This window comes from Rhodoluna sp. (genome assembly GCF_024639375.1).
Lineage (GTDB): Bacteria > Actinomycetota > Actinomycetes > Actinomycetales > Microbacteriaceae > Rhodoluna.
Genome location: NZ_JAHEIM010000001.1, coordinates 1 through 14,564, shown reverse-complemented (window position 1 = coordinate 14,564; position 14,564 = coordinate 1). Strand labels below are relative to the sequence as shown.

Annotated in this window: 16 protein-coding genes and 1 other RNA gene; 1 reads left to right on the top strand and 16 read right to left on the bottom strand. The window is 51.8% G+C overall.

Annotation, left to right across the window (positions count from 1 at the left end):
- Positions 1–9: 9 nt before the first annotated feature.
- The gene (locus Q0L28_RS00085; protein WP_296629864.1) at positions 10–660 is read right to left on the bottom strand and encodes a trimeric intracellular cation channel family protein; all 651 of its coding nucleotides are present in this window, start codon (positions 658–660) and stop codon (positions 10–12) included.
- Between the two features lie 16 nt (positions 661–676).
- Complete coding sequence (locus tag Q0L28_RS00080; protein WP_296629861.1) at positions 677–1,054, bottom strand: DUF805 domain-containing protein; 378 nt, start codon at positions 1,052–1,054, stop codon at positions 677–679.
- A 201-nt stretch (positions 1,055–1,255) separates the two neighbouring features.
- Here Q0L28_RS00080 and Q0L28_RS00075 point away from each other — a divergent pair, with 201 nt between their 5' ends.
- Positions 1,256–2,359, top strand: coding sequence for a hypothetical protein (locus Q0L28_RS00075; protein WP_296629858.1), 1,104 nt, complete (start codon positions 1,256–1,258; stop codon positions 2,357–2,359).
- Positions 2,360–2,481: 122 nt separating this feature from the next.
- Here the strand turns inward: Q0L28_RS00075 and ssrA are convergent.
- The 14 genes from ssrA to infB form a co-directional block, all read right to left on the bottom strand.
- Positions 2,482–2,854, bottom strand: a transfer-messenger RNA (tmRNA) gene (gene ssrA, locus Q0L28_RS00070).
- 138 nt (positions 2,855–2,992) lie between these two features.
- Positions 2,993–3,346: a hypothetical protein gene (locus Q0L28_RS00065; protein ID WP_296629855.1), complete on the bottom strand. Its 354-nt coding sequence runs from the start codon at positions 3,344–3,346 to the stop codon at positions 2,993–2,995.
- A gap of 15 nt (positions 3,347–3,361) precedes the next feature.
- Entirely contained in the window at positions 3,362–3,736 is a 375-nt protein-coding gene (locus Q0L28_RS00060) for a hypothetical protein (protein WP_296629852.1), read from the bottom strand.
- Between the two features lie 105 nt (positions 3,737–3,841).
- Positions 3,842–4,768 (bottom strand): bifunctional riboflavin kinase/FAD synthetase, encoded by a 927-nt coding sequence (locus Q0L28_RS00055; protein ID WP_296629850.1) that lies wholly within the window; start codon positions 4,766–4,768, stop codon positions 3,842–3,844.
- Positions 4,768–5,178, bottom strand: a complete 411-nt coding sequence (locus Q0L28_RS00050; protein ID WP_296629847.1) for a hypothetical protein — start codon at positions 5,176–5,178, stop codon at positions 4,768–4,770. The genes Q0L28_RS00055 and Q0L28_RS00050 overlap by 1 nt, the downstream gene beginning before the upstream one ends.
- Before the next feature lie 42 nt (positions 5,179–5,220).
- On the bottom strand, positions 5,221–6,285 hold the full coding sequence (locus Q0L28_RS00045; protein WP_296629845.1) for a substrate-binding domain-containing protein: 1,065 nt from the start codon (positions 6,283–6,285) through the stop codon (positions 5,221–5,223).
- 92 nt (positions 6,286–6,377) lie between these two features.
- Positions 6,378–7,391, bottom strand: a complete 1,014-nt coding sequence (locus Q0L28_RS00040) for a substrate-binding domain-containing protein (protein WP_296629842.1) — start codon at positions 7,389–7,391, stop codon at positions 6,378–6,380.
- A 114-nt stretch (positions 7,392–7,505) separates the two neighbouring features.
- The gene (gene pstB, locus Q0L28_RS00035; RefSeq protein ID WP_296629839.1) at positions 7,506–8,288 is read right to left on the bottom strand and encodes a phosphate ABC transporter ATP-binding protein PstB; all 783 of its coding nucleotides are present in this window, start codon (positions 8,286–8,288) and stop codon (positions 7,506–7,508) included.
- Positions 8,289–9,374, bottom strand: coding sequence for a phosphate ABC transporter permease PstA (pstA, locus tag Q0L28_RS00030; protein ID WP_296629836.1), 1,086 nt, complete (start codon positions 9,372–9,374; stop codon positions 8,289–8,291).
- Entirely contained in the window at positions 9,374–10,357 is a 984-nt protein-coding gene (gene pstC / locus Q0L28_RS00025; RefSeq protein ID WP_296629833.1) for a phosphate ABC transporter permease subunit PstC, read from the bottom strand. Before pstC ends, pstA begins: the two co-directional genes overlap by 1 nt.
- Positions 10,358–10,444: 87 nt before the next feature.
- Entirely contained in the window at positions 10,445–10,813 is a 369-nt protein-coding gene (locus Q0L28_RS00020) for a hypothetical protein (RefSeq protein WP_296629830.1), read from the bottom strand.
- The gene (gene truB / locus Q0L28_RS00015; RefSeq protein WP_296629827.1) at positions 10,803–11,711 is read right to left on the bottom strand and encodes a tRNA pseudouridine(55) synthase TruB; all 909 of its coding nucleotides are present in this window, start codon (positions 11,709–11,711) and stop codon (positions 10,803–10,805) included. The genes Q0L28_RS00020 and truB overlap by 11 nt, the downstream gene beginning before the upstream one ends.
- Positions 11,712–12,158 (bottom strand): 30S ribosome-binding factor RbfA, encoded by a 447-nt coding sequence (gene rbfA, locus Q0L28_RS00010; protein WP_296629824.1) that lies wholly within the window; start codon positions 12,156–12,158, stop codon positions 11,712–11,714.
- Between the two features lie 18 nt (positions 12,159–12,176).
- Positions 12,177–14,564: translation initiation factor IF-2 (gene infB, locus Q0L28_RS00005; RefSeq protein ID WP_296629821.1), on the bottom strand; the 2,388-nt coding region annotated here is incomplete at its 5' end.

Sequence of the window (14,564 nt, the reverse complement as noted above, 5' to 3'; positions counted from 1 at the left end):
GCTTTTGCGCTAAACGCGCCAGGTTGGCAAACGCCAACCAAAAATCATTGCTGCCAAGCGCACCGACACAATCGCTAGACTTCCAATTCCCACGGCCAAGAATGAACTCCAGTTCAGTGCATTAGCCGCAACCACGACCCAGCCCCCAGCAAATGCCACCACAGCATATGGCTGGTGATCGTTAAACGCACGTGGAATCTCGTTCACCACTACATCGCGCAGCACGCCACCGAACACAGCTGTAATCACACCCATCAGCACTGCAATTAGCGGTGACATGTTTGCATCAAGTGCAATCTGGGTGCCGCCGGCGGCGAAGATGCCAAGCCCCAAGGCATCGGGCCATTGAGTTGCTCGCTCGGTGAGTTCAATGTGGCGGGCGCGCATGAAAAACAGGGCAAGTGCACAAAGCCCCAGGATGGCCCAGAGCCAAAATTCGTTTTCAACCCAAAAGAATGGCCTTCGGTTGAGCAGCAAATCTCGAAGGGTTCCGCCACCAAAGGCTGCGAGGGCGGTAACCATCGCCATGCCCACTAGGTCGAGTTTTTTGCGAGCGGCCTCAATTAGACCCGAAAGCGCAAAAGCAAGAACCCCAACCACTTCGAATGCTTGGTTGCCATAGCTAACCAGCCACTCGGCGATGGTTGGGGTTGAATTCATGCCTTAAGTGTGCCCGTTATTTAACGGGTTCGCCAAATCGGTTGGCACCTGGAACGCTGTCTTTGACCAACTGAATCAAGAGCAGAATCCAGCCCACGATTGGCAAGAACACGAAGAAGAACCAGCCACCTGATTTGTCAACGTCGTGAAGTCGACGCCAGGTGATTGCCAAGGTTGGCAGGAATGTAGCCAAAGACCAAAGATTAGAGGCTGCTGACGACTGCTGAATGTCGAAGCCACTCATGTGCTCAACGTGGCCAGGAAAAACGATGCCGATCGCGGCACTCACCAAAGAAGTGAAAAGGAATGCAAACCAAAACTCACTGCGACGAGCGCGGCCTGTGAAGTTTACGTAGTTGACCCAAAAGCTCTTAATTGCTGCACCGAATGACATGATTACCTTTTTTTCTCACACTAACACCCGCGCTGAGGATCTTTCGGAAAACCAACCACAAAATAACAAATGCATAACCCATAGAACTATTTGCAAATCTGGTGCAAGCATAGAGGGATGAAAATTTGGGGTAATTTCACAAAAGTATCGCTGGGCGCACTGGTAATTATTTTGGCGCTCACACTCCAAACGCTTGACGGTGTGGCAGCAGCACCAAAAATTGGCAGCGTCTGCTCGAAAGTCGGGCTTGTGAAAACAGTAGCGACTAAGACTTACTCCTGTGTGTTGAAAAATAGAAAGAAGGTGTGGACCTACGCAAAATCAAAGGCCTCTGCGCCAACACAAACGCCAACGGCCTCAGTTGCGACAGTGATAGACCTGGACAATCTGAACAAAACAAACGTTCGCAAAGCTGCGTGGAACGAATTCACAAAAACACTCTTTGCCTCGCAGAAGTCAGATGCCTCAATTGAACTGATTGTTGGCGCTAGTGCAGATGTGGCATACGCAAAACAGCAGGTGCCTGCCCTGCAAAACTCGATAAACCTCTGGAGCGACATATTCAAGCCAAAAAAGGTTTATGCGACCTACTTTGCCGAAGGAGACGTCAACAGTGTTGATTCCGTGCTTTGCGCCAAAGCAAATTTCTGTAGCGGTTTTTCTGAATCTTTCTCAAAGAAAATTCAGCAGGGTATAGATATTGGCGCATGCACCGGGGCACGAGCCTTTCTTACCGATGACAATCATCCGATCATTTTTCAGTGCATCGGGCAGCACCATGAAGACATTCAAAATTTGCAGACCACCCCCCACGAATACTTTGGAAACGTTTTACAGGCTTCAAACCCCAACGTTCTGCCTATGTGGTTTTCCTATGGTGGTGGCTCATTTTTCGGCGCCTACCTTGGACTCTACAAAGACTCATCGATGCCAAATCAGCTGGATTATTTCATCAACTTTGACGCCAGGTCTTTGTATCTCAGACAAGACATTTGTAAAACGGCAACCGAAGCTGACATCATGAACTGCTTCGCGCAAACCGACTCAATGACCCGAACAGTTCCAACAGAGAAAATGAAGAATTTAGGTTCGGTTTCTTACTACCTGGGCGCTGTGGCGACAGAAGTGTTGGTCGCAAAATTTGGCATCAAGCAAATCAAGATGTTCATGATGGACGTAAAAACTAAGAGCTTTGCAACTGCGTTTGAAGACAACTTTGGCCTAACCCCGACTAATTTCTACGAAAAAGTAGCCAAGTATGCGGTCAGTTTGAAGCCTTCGCTAAACCTTCCCGACAAACTCTAGGTTTGATGTTTGCCAAAAACACAAAGTTCGCAGCCCTTGAAAGTTAAACAAAAAACCCACCATTACTGGTGGGTTGCTTGTTATGGGATGACTCGTTAGCCGGTGCCTTGCGGCACTGCCCTGAGTGGAGATGGGGGGAATTGAACCCCCGTCCAATACAGAGTTTCTGACTATTCTACGGGTGTAGCTTCAATAAGGTTCTACTCGGCCCCGGTGCTAGCTTGAAGCGACATAACCGACGGGCCCAGTCCTAGTTAAAGTCCAACGTAGCCCTAAGGCATAACTACGAAGCAAGATTTCTAAATGACGCTAGGCTCCAGAACGAAATCAAATCTGGTCTAACGGACTTCGGGCTAAGCGCTATTAAGCAGCTAGGGCGAAGTCAGTGCGTGATGATTTAGCACTTATAGTTTGCAGCGGACATTTACGTGTTGACGCTACATTCACGACCCGCTTCATTCAGTTACACATGCACTGTCGAAACCGATCATCCCCATATTTAGTTACCAACTCCCAAAAAATCCAACCTAAACGTCTGGGTCTCGATTTTTTGGGGTTGCTCCAATGGTAAGCCAAAGCCCCGACAATCGCCATGCCGGGGCTAAGACTCACATCTAACTGCCAGAAAACAAATTACGGATTAGTCGTAGACGCATCCGGAGCAGTTGGATTTGCCGGTGGCTGGAAACCATCACCATCACCTGGGCCATGCGGAGGTCGAGGCGCATTGTTGAAAACGCCACGATCGTGATCGCCATCGCGGTCGCCGAACTGAGCAGCAAAACCACCACGTGGATCATTGATCTCGTGCCCTACTGCTGCACCGGCAACGAACGCGCCACCAAGCAACAAGGCCCCGGCCACTGAAACCGCAGTAATCTTGGCCGCACGTGACTTGATCCAACTAGGTAGTGCACGCTTCGCCTTGGCTTCTTCGACCACGTATGGGCCTTCTACTACTTCTTCTGCTTTAGTTTTCTTAGTCATGTGTTCCCCCTGTTATTAGTCGTCAGCTTCAGTGTCGTCGTGAGTGCTGTCGACGCTCTGGTCATCGGCATCGTCACCTTGGTCGTCTGCGTCATCGTCGTCTGAGTATGAAACCACTGGCACGCTCACGGTTGGGTCATCAACTGTGTAAGTGCCCTCGGTTGTTTCATCGGTTGCGGTTGCGTCGGTGGCAGCATCTGTGCTGGCGCTTACAACCTGGGATGTCGGAGCCACAGGATCTGGAGAAGTGTTAGTTGAGGCCCAAGCGCTGCCGCCAACGATTGCCCCAGCTGCCAACACACCTAGAACGGCGATGCTGGTTGCCTTGCGTTTGATGCCACCCTTAGGTGCGTCATATTCGTAAGGCGAGTTTTGGTTTTGCTCACTCATTTTTTGCCTCAATTCGTTTTGGTGGTCTTTGCCACAAGAACAATTTCGCAGGGCAACTTGAGCGCAAGGTGCAAAACACCTGTGTGTTGTCTGAGACTTGGCGAGCTAGGCCAGAACCGCGCGAACCTTGTCTAGGTCGCGGTTAATTTCCGCAACCAGGTCATCCACGCCATTGAATTTTGCAGCAGGGCGAATGAACTCGACATATTCGAGGGTCACGATTTTGTCGTATAGGTCAATGTCGTTGCGATCGAGCACATGCGATTCAACCAATCGCGGCACTGCTTGAAAAGTTTCGTTGATGCCAACTGAGTGGGCTGCTGGGTAGCGCACTCCATCGGCAATAAGCCAACCGGCATAGACGCCATCTAGGGGCAAATAGCCTTCGCAGTCACGCGCCATGTTGGCTGTTGGAAAACCAATTGTGCGACCAATTTTGAGTCCGTGTTCAATTACACCGATGGTGGTGTGCACGCGGCCCAGCAATGCTGCCGCTGCAGTGACATTGCCTTCATCCAAAGCATTGCGAATTGCAGTGGTTGAAACTTTTTGATCGCCCACAAAGGCGCTTGAAACAACGCGAACTTCAAATCCGAATTGTTGACCTAGGTCGTGCAGGGTTGAAACATCGCCGCTGCCGCGAACTCCAAACTTGAAGTCCTCTCCCACCAAAACAACTTTGGCTTTGAGCGCCTGCACCAAAATGTTGACTACGAACTCTTCTGGAGTCAGCTGAGCTAGTGCGTGGTCAAACTCGAGAGTGAGCAGTTGATCAACGCCAAGGTTCTCGAGCAAGGCAATTTTTTGGCCCGCGCCAACTAGAGGCAGCTTGCATTGCTGCGGATTCAAAAGTGCATCTGGGTGGCGGTCGAAAGTGACCACGACGCTGGCGATTTGGTGCTCTTGGGCAACATTTAACAAGGCACCAATAAGTTTTTGGTGCCCAAGATGAATGCCATCAAACTTGCCGATTGTGACGGCACTGCCAGTCTGCTCAGCGTTCACGTTATTTAAGCCTTGGATGTGTTGCATTACTTAGTTGCCGTCTTTCTTAACCAAAGCAAGCCGAGCACCGGCAAAACCAATGGAACGAAGCCGTAGGCGATGCCGAAGAATGACCAAACTGTGCGAACCTGCTTGCCGTCAAACGTGAATACCTCTGGCCAAATCAGGCTCGCTGCTCCAATTGTGAGAACACCGAGCAATTCGATGCTCACGGCAATCGAAGCAATTTTGCGGGCTGTTGAACCACGGCGAGCCAGCGCGAAGGTGGCAACGATGTAAACCACCGCAGAGAATGCCGAAAGCGCATACGGCAAAGGGGCTTCATTGAATTTTGCAGCGAGTTCGTATCCGGCTCGACCAAAAGAGGCAAAAGCCAACACTGCATATGCGGCTATAAGAACGCGGCCAATGCCTAGAGATGAAGAACCGGTCGCCATGGATAGATTCTATCCTTGGCGACCGGTGTCAAAATTCGGGGCTTAGTTGCCTTCGGTGGCAACAGGGCTTGGTGACGGCAAGCCGGTCTCAATCAACGAGATTGCCTTGAACTTTACGTTGTTAGGCAACGGCAGTGAGGTTCCACCAGCAACGTTTCCCTGAGTGTCTTGACGAAGCAAGAAACGCGCAAGCGCACGGGCATTTAAGTTGTCTTTGCCACATAGGTACATGTTGGTGGCAAAAATTGCTTGGTATGGGTTTGGCACGGTGTCTGAACCAGCTGGCGGAGTTGCCTTGATGCTTGGGTCAAGTGCGACAGTTACCGAGGCTGCATCTTTGGTGATCTTTAGCTGAGTTGCAGCAGAAGCCAAGGTTGCAGATTCTGGGTTCACGAAATCAACTGTTGCATCTGGGCCGGCGATGATGGTTGCCATGTAAGCGCTGGCAGCCATTGAGTCAGAGAATGCTGCGAGGCCCAGAGCGCCTTCAGGCATGTTGTAGAGGCGATCCTGGCCAGTTGCAGAGTTATCAACGGTGAAGTTTGAAAGTTTTACTTCGGTCTTAGTCAAATTTGACAGCCACGCTTCAGCGGCAGCAATTTGCGGTGCTGGAGCCTTGGTGTCGAGAGTGATGGCAGTAGACGGAAGTGCAATGTCTGGGTTTAGGGCTACAAGAGCTGGGTCATCCCAGGTTGAAATCTGACCAGTCAAAATGCCGGCGGCTGCAGCCCCATCAAGGTTGATGTTGGTGAAGTCAGCAGACATGAAAACTAGAGCGGTGCCATCGATGGCAAAGGGTGCAGTAGCGAAAGGCTTGCACACGGTAGCGGCAGGCTGCGATGCCGAAAGCACGATGTCGGCCTTCTGACCATCTGCTACATAACTGAACTGTGTGCCTGGGCAGGCATCAACAAGAGTCGCGGCCCAGGTGTCTGCCTGGTCTACAAGACCTTCTGGCACTGAAACGGTGACCGGTCCGTCTACGCAGGTAACGCTGCGCTCGGCAAGTTCGGTAAGCAGCTCCGGTGGCATTGGCGGGTCACAGGCGGTCAAGCCAATCATGAGACCTAGCGCAAGAGCTGAAACTTTTAGTGACTTGGCGAGCATTTTGATTCCTTTAGGTTTGAGACTTTAGAGAAACAGTAGAGGAGCGCGACCGGATGATCGCGCTCCTCTTCTGATTTAACTCTGTTTGCTGATTACTTTACGGTTGCAGCAAGCTTTAGAGCAGTGGTCTTAGCAGAGCCAGTAAGCGCTACATAACCAAGTGCAGCAGCCTTTGCTGGCGCACAGGTGCCAACGAAAGCCTTCAACCAGGTGCTGGTTGCAGCAGCCTTGTCAGAGCCTGAAGCAGTTGGAGCAACTGCGTAAGCAACTAGAGCAAGGTTGTAAGCACCCTTGATAACTTCTTCGTAGTCAAAACGAACAACGCCGTTTGAAGACATCGGCTGCTTTGCAAGGAACTTAGCTGCAGCTGAAACGGTTGGCTTTACGTAAGCGCCTGCACCGTTCTTGATTGCAGCTGCCTGAACACCAGCGGTTAGGGTGTCAGCAAGGTCTGCGTAACCAATTGTGTAAGGAGTCTTCTTTACAGTGTTTACGATTTCAGTGTTTGTTGGAACACCAGTGCCCTTTGAGTTACCCGAAGCAGTGGTGTAAGTGCCTGAGTCTTTCCAAGAGTCGCCAGGAACTAGGTCGCGAAGGTACGCAACTAGGTTCTGAGTGGTACCTGATGATGCTGCACGGTAAACGATGGTGATGTTCTGTGAAGGAAGAGCTGCACCCTTGTTTAGTTTCGCAATTGCTGCGTTGTTCCAAGTGGTGATCTTGCCCTTAAGGATTGCTGAAAGAGTCTTAGCGTCAAGCTTTAGGTTTAGACCAGGAACGTTGTAAGTCACAACGATTGGGCCAGCAACTACTGGAACGTAGGTCCACTTAACAGAAGGCTTTGCCTCGGTTGCGGTGTAAACCCAGTCGGTTCCACCAAAGTCAACGGTGCCAGCAGCGAATGCTGCACGGCCAGCGCCAGAACCAGGCTTTGCGTAAGTAACCTTTACGCCATCAGCAGCAGCAGCACAAGTAGTAACCATTGAGTTGATGTATGAAGAGCCTGAACCAGTGATGCTTACATCAGCGGCGTTTGCAGCAGGCGATACTGCGAAAGATGCAACCAAAGCTGTAGCAGCTAGGATGCCAGCGAATGAACGCTTCATATTTTTTTCTCCTTGTATTGGGGGTCTATTCAGACTGGTTACATTGAAAGGCTTGCAAGTTAACTTGGTTAGCAAAGTGCCTGAACGGCGCAAGAACCAAAGGTTAACGTTTGCTTAACCGAAGTGGCCGTTTACGTAGTCGTTGGTGCGCGCATCAACTGGCATGTTGAACACTTGGTCGGTGGTGCCAAACTCAACAACGTGACCCGGGTTGCCGTCTTCAGACAAGAAGAAAGCAGTTTGGTCTGCAACGCGCTGTGCTTGCTGCATGTTGTGAGTCACAATAACGATGGTCATCTGCTCTTTTAGCTCAAGAATGGTCTCCTCGATGCGACGGGTTGAGCCTGGGTCTAGCGCTGAACAAGGCTCATCCATCAATAGCACTTCTGGGCTCATAGCCAAACCGCGGGCAATGCAAAGACGCTGCTGCTGACCACCTGAAAGTGAAAGTGCTGGCTCGCCTAGACGGTCTTTAACTTCGTTCCAGATTGATGCGCGACGAAGAGAAGTTTCAACTAGCTCTTCACCGTTGGTGATCTTGGTGCCCGAAAGTTTCATGCCTGAAAGCACGTTGTCTTTAATCGACATAGTTGGGAACGGGTTTGGCTTCTGAAAGACCATTCCGATTTTTGCGCGCACGGTAACCGGGTCAACGCTTTCGCCGTAAATGTCGTCGCCATCTAGCAATACCTTGCCAGCGAAACCAGCTGAAGGAATCAACTCGTGCATGCGGTTTAGCGTGCGAATAAAAGTTGACTTGCCACAACCAGACGGGCCAATGAGCGCGGTCACCTGACGGTTTGGAAACTGCAGTGACACGTTCTTTAGAACGTGACGCTCGCCGAACCAGACGTTTACGTCTTCTGAGGTTAGGTGGTTCTTAATGTTGGTGTTCATTTATTTTCCCTTTTTGCGGAATTGACCGACTGGACGAGCAACTAGACGAGCTGAAGTAAACAAGATGGCTACCAAAATCATGATGACCAGCGCAGCACCCCAAGCGCGTTGGATAGAGGTGTCGAAACCAACCGAGATGTAGTAGTAGATGTAGGTAGGCAGAGTGGCAATCGGGCCCTCAAAGATGTTCAAATTGGTTCCGTTGCCAGGCAGCGTTGTCAAAATTAGTGGAGCAGTCTCACCAATCACGCGAGCTAGACCAAGCAAAACAGCAGTCAAAATTCCCGTGCGAGCTGCCGGCAAGGTCACCTGCAAGAATGCACGCCATGCTGGTGCGCCAAGTGCAAGTGCACCGTTGCGAAGCTCTACTGGCACAAGTCGAAGTGCCTCTTCGGTAACTCGAGCCACGGTTGGCAACATCAACGGAATCAAGGCGATAGCACCAGCCCAACCTGCATACTGTGTAACGCCTGTGACGATAAGCATTGAGTAAACAAACAAACCGGCAACCACCGAAGGCAAACCTGACATAGCCTGCAACAAAGTGCGAATTACACCGCGAGTCTTGCTGCGAGTCTCAGTTAGGAACACTCCGGTTGCAATTGCGAGAGGCACGGTGATCAAAGCCGAAACTCCAACGATCAGCACGGTTCCGAGAATTGCGTGACCTACACCACCGTATTCAAGACTGGTGTTCACCTGCACGTAGTTGTTGTTTTGATAGAAGAAGTGAGGACTTATTGCCTTCAACCCCGCCTCAGTTAGTGACCAAATCACTGAAAGCAGTAGCACCAAAACGAATGCCGAGAAGAAAATTGTCACTACATAAAGAAGTGCATCCATGATGCCCTTCTTGCCGTAGGTCAAAATTCCAGCAAGCATGCCAACCAGAATTTGAAGTGGCAAGAAGATTGTGAACAAACCAGACATCAAATCTGCACCGGTTAGCACCATGTACAACGCGTAAAGACCGGCTGGCACAACGACAGCCGCTGCGTATGAAAGTTTCTGAGCTGGCGAAGTGCGAGTCCAAGGAGTCGCCGTTTTAGGACGAGCGACTGGGCTTAGGTCAATAGTGTTAGCCATTAGTTCTTCCTCCAAGGCTGAGCCTTAGCCACGATGTAAGAAGCAATCGAGCTAATGATCAAAGTCACGACGAACAAAACCACACCGGCAGCCATCAGCGCAGGAATTTCATCCGAAGTGGCTTCACCAAACTTCGCCAAAATCAATGATGCAATCGAACCACCGCGTGGCTCAAGAATGTTGAACCAGTTGAAGTCGTCGTAAATAACGTTCAACACGTAGAAGATTGCGACGGTCTCACCTAGGGCACGGCCAAGACCAAGCAAAACACCACCCACGATGCCGCCGGATGCGGTTGGCAGGATAACGCGACGGAAAGTGCTCTCTTTTGTAGCACCCAAAGCCAATGAACCCTTGATGAGCTCTTGGTCCATCTGGCTGAAAATTTCGCGAGTAATTGATGCGATGATCGGCACGATCATCACCGAAACTACGATGCCGGCGATGAATGGTGACCGCTGAAAGTTTGCGTCACCGTTTGCAAAAATCGGAATGAAGCCCAGGGACTTATTAAGCATCGCCGCCCATTCGGCAGCCACTGGTGAAAGAACTGTGAAACCCCAGAGGCCAAGCACAATCGAAGGAATAGCCGCTAGGAAGTCAACTAAAACGGTTGCGCCTTTTGCAATTGCCTTTGGAGCCATGAATTCAATGAAGTAGGCAATTGAGATCGCCATTGGAATTGCAAACAAAACTCCGAGTCCCGCAACTAGGAGCGAACCCCAGAGCATTGCGCCGATGTGGAAAATTGGTGGCTGAGCTGCGTTATCCCAACCAGCAGCAAACATGAAGTCAAAAATGTTTTGCGAAGCGAAGGCCGGCCAGGCGCGAATGATCAAGAACAACAAGATCAGCGAAACAAGCACGATAGACGAGTAGCCAGCTGCAGTAGAGATTCCGAAGAAAATCTTGTCTGGAACAGTGGTTGGCTTTACTACCAGTTTGAGGCGTGGCGGAATCTTCTCGGGTGCTTGGGCAGTCATAGCAACAATAATGTTCGGCGCTAGTGAAATTTCGCTAGTCGCTAGGTAAACGCAAGGTGAACAACTTGGCGTTTTTGGGACTATTTTTCAGTAAATTCCAGTCCAAATTTGGTGCATTCGAACCAGCATGACTGCCACGGTTAGCCCGGCAACCGCCAAAACTACGGTTGACCAGCGGTTTCGCTCTATCAAAGCCCAGAAAACCGCCCCGACCGGAATCATCAAGGCAACCAGCAGATAGGCAAAGAACTCAATGGTGTCATTTTTGGCTCGGGCCCCCGAAATCACGATGGCGATTGAGGCGATGAGTTGAACCAGCAACCCCAGCTCAACCAGAGCAATAGAACCCAGCGTGATCAGACTTGGTTTGCGTTTGGCTAAGCCCAAAATCAAACACAACACTCCTGCGGATGTGGCAATCGCAACCTGCGCCGAATAAAGCCAATCAAGCATCATTACCCTCCGCAAAAACTACGAGCGACTTAACCGAGATACCTTGTTTGGTGAGCATGGCAATCAAATTGCCCGAATCATCCAAAGCGGCAACGGGTTGGTCACCCTCGTTTTCCACAGCCAATTTTTTGCCGTGACGAATATCAATTACCTCTTGTGCCGAAAGTTTGCGAACTTCAAATTGCTGCTTGGCTGCCTGCTCGATTGGCAACACTTGGAGGGTTTCGCGAGTGAGGCCTTCTAGCGATTGAGCCTGCTCGATGTTGTAGCTGCCAACTTTGGTGCGACGCAGAGCGGTTAGGTGGCCACCAACACCAAGCACCTCGCCAAGATCGCGAGCAAGTGCGCGAATGTAAGTGCCCGACGAACAATCAACGACAACCTCGACATCGATAAAAGAATTGCCGCCTTCGGTCACCCGAGTCGGGGCCGAAAGAATTTCAAATTTGTGAATTGTGATTGGGCGGGCTGCGAGTTTTACTTCGTCTCCCCCGCGAACTTTTGCATATGCGCGTTGGCCATCAACTTTGATTGCACTCACCGAACTTGGCACTTGCATGATCTCGCCACGCAGCTGTGAAATTGCGTTTTCAACCTGATCGTCAGTTAGGGCGGAGACATCCGCAGCATTTGCAACGGTTAGAAATTCAGATTCTTTGTCATCGGTTATGGTGCTGGCACCGAGGCGAATGGTTGCCAAGTAAGTTTTGTTTTCGCCAACTAAAAAAGTGAGCAGTTTGGTGGCCGAGTTGATGCCGATTAGCAATAGTCCGGTGGCCATTGGGTCGAGAGTGCCGGCGTGGCCCACGCGACGGGTGCCGGCGATGCCGCGCAGTTTGGCAACTACGTCGTGACTGGTGAAACCTATCGGTTTATCAATCAGAACCAGGCCAGAAGGCATTTAGTCTTCGTCTTCTTCGTCGTGGTGCTGTTTTGGCTCTTTGTATGGGTTAGCTTCGCCAGCCCATTGCGCTTCAGCGGCCAAGCGAGCCACTTCTTCGTCGCGGGCCTTTGCCGCAGCCAGCAAGTCGTTCATGTGTGCTGCCGTTTCAGGAATTTCGTCGGCAACAAAAGTGACAGTTGGAGTAAGGCGAATGTTTAGCTTGTGTCCCACTTCGCGACGAATTACTCCGCGGTTCTTTTCGATGATTTCGGCGCTGCGCTTTTTGTCTTCGTTAGAACCATAAACAGTGAAGTAAATGGTTGAGTGCTGCAGGTCTGGTGTGACCTTCACATCGGTGATGGTTACAAAACCGAGGTCAGGGTCTTTGACCGCGCGCTCAAGCGCCTCGGCCACCAAAACCTTAATGCGTTCCGCAAGTTTGCGGGCACGTGCAGCATCAACCATTTACTTAATTCCGTCTAACTAAACGCGAGGCTTTTCGCGCATTTCGAATGTCTCAATGATGTCGCCAAGCTCAAGCTCGTTGAAGCCGGCAAGTCCGATACCACACTCAAAGTCGGTGCGAACTTCGGTTGCGTCATCCTTGAATCGCTTTAGCGACTCGATCTTCACGTTGTCGACAATTACCTTGCCGTCGCGAAGAACGCGTGCCGAAGAGTTTCGCTTAATGGTGCCCGAGCGAACGATCGAACCTGCGATGGTGCCAACCTTTGAAGACTTGAACAGTTCGCGAACCTCTGCGGTTCCAAGCTGCGCCTCTTCGTATTCAGGCTTAAGCATTCCCTTAAGGGCCTTCTCGATGTCATCCAAAGCTGCATAGATAACTGAGTACTGACGAATGTCAACGCCCTCGCGGTCGGCACGTTCTTTGGCCTTGTTGTCTGGCTTAACGTTGAAGCCAATGATGATGGCGCTGTCAACGGTTGCAAGGTTAACGTCAGACTCGGTAATTGCACCAACACCACGGTGGATGATGCGCAACTGAACTGAATCGTCAACTTCGATCTTGAGCAACGAGTCTTCAAGTGCTTCAACAGCACCAGAAACGTCACCCTTGATGATGAGGTTAAGTGACTCGACCTTGCCGTCTTCAAGAGCCTTGGTGAAGTCTTCGAGACTAACGCGCTTGCGAGTCTTAGCAAGCAGTGCGTTGCGGTCGGCAGCTTCACGCTTCTCGGCAATCTGACGAGCCTGACGCTCGTCTTCGGTAACCACAAATGTGTCACCAGCGCGAGGCACTGACTGCAAACCAAGAACCTGAACAGGGCGGCTAGGCACAGCAGCCTCAACCGCGTTGCCGTTCTCGTCGAACATTGCTCGAACGCGACCGTGAGCAGCACCCGCAACGATTGAGTCACCAACGTGCAAAGTTCCTGACTGAATCAGAACGGTTGCAACTGAACCACGACCCTTGTCTAGGTTTGCTTCGATGGCAACACCGCGAGCGTCTTTGTTTGGGTTGGCGCGCATGTCGAGCGCAGCATCCGCGGTCAAAAGCACAGCGTCAAGAAGCTCCTTGATGCCCTTGCCTGTCAACGCAGAAACGTCAACGAACATCACGTCACCGCCGTATTCTTCGGCTAGCAAGTTGAACTCGGTTAGCTGCTGACGAATCTTCGATGGGTTCGCGCCCTCTTTATCGGTCTTGTTAACAGCAACAACGATAGGTACACCGGCCGATTGAGCGTGGTTCAACGCTTCAATGGTCTGCGGCATCACACCGTCATCGGCGGCAACAACCAGAATCGCAACGTCGGTTACCTGTGCACCACGTGCACGCATAGCGGTAAACGCCTCGTGACCCGGTGTATCGATAAAGGTAATTGCGCGGTCGATGCCTTCGTGCTCAACGTGCACCTGGTAGGCACCAATGTGCTGGGTGATGCCACCTGCTTCGCCTGCGATGACGTTTGAGTTTCTAATGCTGTCAAGCAAGCGAGTCTTACCGTGGTCAACGTGACCCATAACGGTAACTACTGGAGGGCGGGCAACTAGATCTTCTTCGTCATCGTCGTAGTCTGTTGAAACATCGAGGCCGAAGCTGTCGAACAGTTCGCGCTCTTCGTCTTCTGGTGAAACAACTTCGATCTTGTAACCAAGCTCTTCACCAAGAATCTGGAAAGTCTCTTCGTCTAGCGATGCGGTTGCAGTTGCCATTTGACCAAGTGCGAAAAGCACGGTGATCAACTGACCAGGAGTAGTTTCAATCTTGTCGGCAAAATCTTGGATTGAGGCACCGCGACGCAAACGCACAACTGTGTTGCCGTCACCGCGTGGAACAATCGCGCCACCAAGTGATGGCGCATTGGTGCGCTGTTCGAACTCTTCGCGCTTTGCACGCTTTGACTTGCGCGCACGGCTTTGGCCACGAGCACCGCCCTTACCAAACGCACCTGCGGTTCCACCGCCAACACCGCGACCGCGACCACCAGCTGGGCCACCGCCTGGGCGGTTAAAGCCACCCGCACCTGGAGCACCACCTGGAGCACCGCCACCAAAACCGGGACGCGGAGCACCAGAGAAACCACCCGGACGACCTGGGCCACCAGCGCCTGCTGGACGACCAGCACCGCCGGCACCACCTGGGCGACCTGCGCCACCGGCACCTGGGCCACCTGGGCGGCCGGCACCTGCAGGGCGAGGTGCGCCTGGGCGACCCATTCCCTGAGCCGAAGCGAATGGGTTGTTGCCTGGGCGGCTAACTGGGCGAGGAATGCCCATGCCCTGTGAAGCTGCAAAAGGATTGTTGCCCGGGCGAGGAATGCCTGGGGTGGCCGAAGGCGCTGCTGGAGCGGCCGCGGCCGGGGCTGCCGGCGCTGGTGCGCCAGGAGTTGCCGGTGGCGGAGTTGC

What these genes read in the sequence shown, in the direction of transcription:
- Q0L28_RS00085 (WP_296629864.1), bottom strand. Translation starts at nt 660, where the DNA reads ATGAATTCAACCCCAACCATCGCCGAGTGGCTGGTTAGCTATGGCAAC.
- Q0L28_RS00080 (WP_296629861.1), bottom strand. Translation starts at nt 1,054, where the DNA reads ATGTCATTCGGTGCAGCAATTAAGAGCTTTTGGGTCAACTACGTAAAC.
- Q0L28_RS00065 (WP_296629855.1), bottom strand. Translation starts at nt 3,346, where the DNA reads ATGACTAAGAAAACTAAAGCAGAAGAAGTAGTAGAAGGCCCATACGTG.
- Q0L28_RS00060 (WP_296629852.1), bottom strand. Translation starts at nt 3,736, where the DNA reads ATGAGTGAGCAAAACCAAAACTCGCCTTACGAATATGACGCACCTAAG.
- Q0L28_RS00055 (WP_296629850.1), bottom strand. Translation starts at nt 4,768, where the DNA reads ATGCAACACATCCAAGGCTTAAATAACGTGAACGCTGAGCAGACTGGC.
- Q0L28_RS00050 (WP_296629847.1), bottom strand. Translation starts at nt 5,178, where the DNA reads ATGGCGACCGGTTCTTCATCTCTAGGCATTGGCCGCGTTCTTATAGCC.
- Q0L28_RS00045 (WP_296629845.1), bottom strand. Translation starts at nt 6,285, where the DNA reads ATGCTCGCCAAGTCACTAAAAGTTTCAGCTCTTGCGCTAGGTCTCATG.
- Q0L28_RS00040 (WP_296629842.1), bottom strand. Translation starts at nt 7,391, where the DNA reads ATGAAGCGTTCATTCGCTGGCATCCTAGCTGCTACAGCTTTGGTTGCA.
- pstB (WP_296629839.1), bottom strand. Translation starts at nt 8,288, where the DNA reads ATGAACACCAACATTAAGAACCACCTAACCTCAGAAGACGTAAACGTC.
- pstA (WP_296629836.1), bottom strand. Translation starts at nt 9,374, where the DNA reads ATGGCTAACACTATTGACCTAAGCCCAGTCGCTCGTCCTAAAACGGCG.
- pstC (WP_296629833.1), bottom strand. Translation starts at nt 10,357, where the DNA reads ATGACTGCCCAAGCACCCGAGAAGATTCCGCCACGCCTCAAACTGGTA.
- Q0L28_RS00020 (WP_296629830.1), bottom strand. Translation starts at nt 10,813, where the DNA reads ATGATGCTTGATTGGCTTTATTCGGCGCAGGTTGCGATTGCCACATCC.
- truB (WP_296629827.1), bottom strand. Translation starts at nt 11,711, where the DNA reads ATGCCTTCTGGCCTGGTTCTGATTGATAAACCGATAGGTTTCACCAGT.
- rbfA (WP_296629824.1), bottom strand. Translation starts at nt 12,158, where the DNA reads ATGGTTGATGCTGCACGTGCCCGCAAACTTGCGGAACGCATTAAGGTT.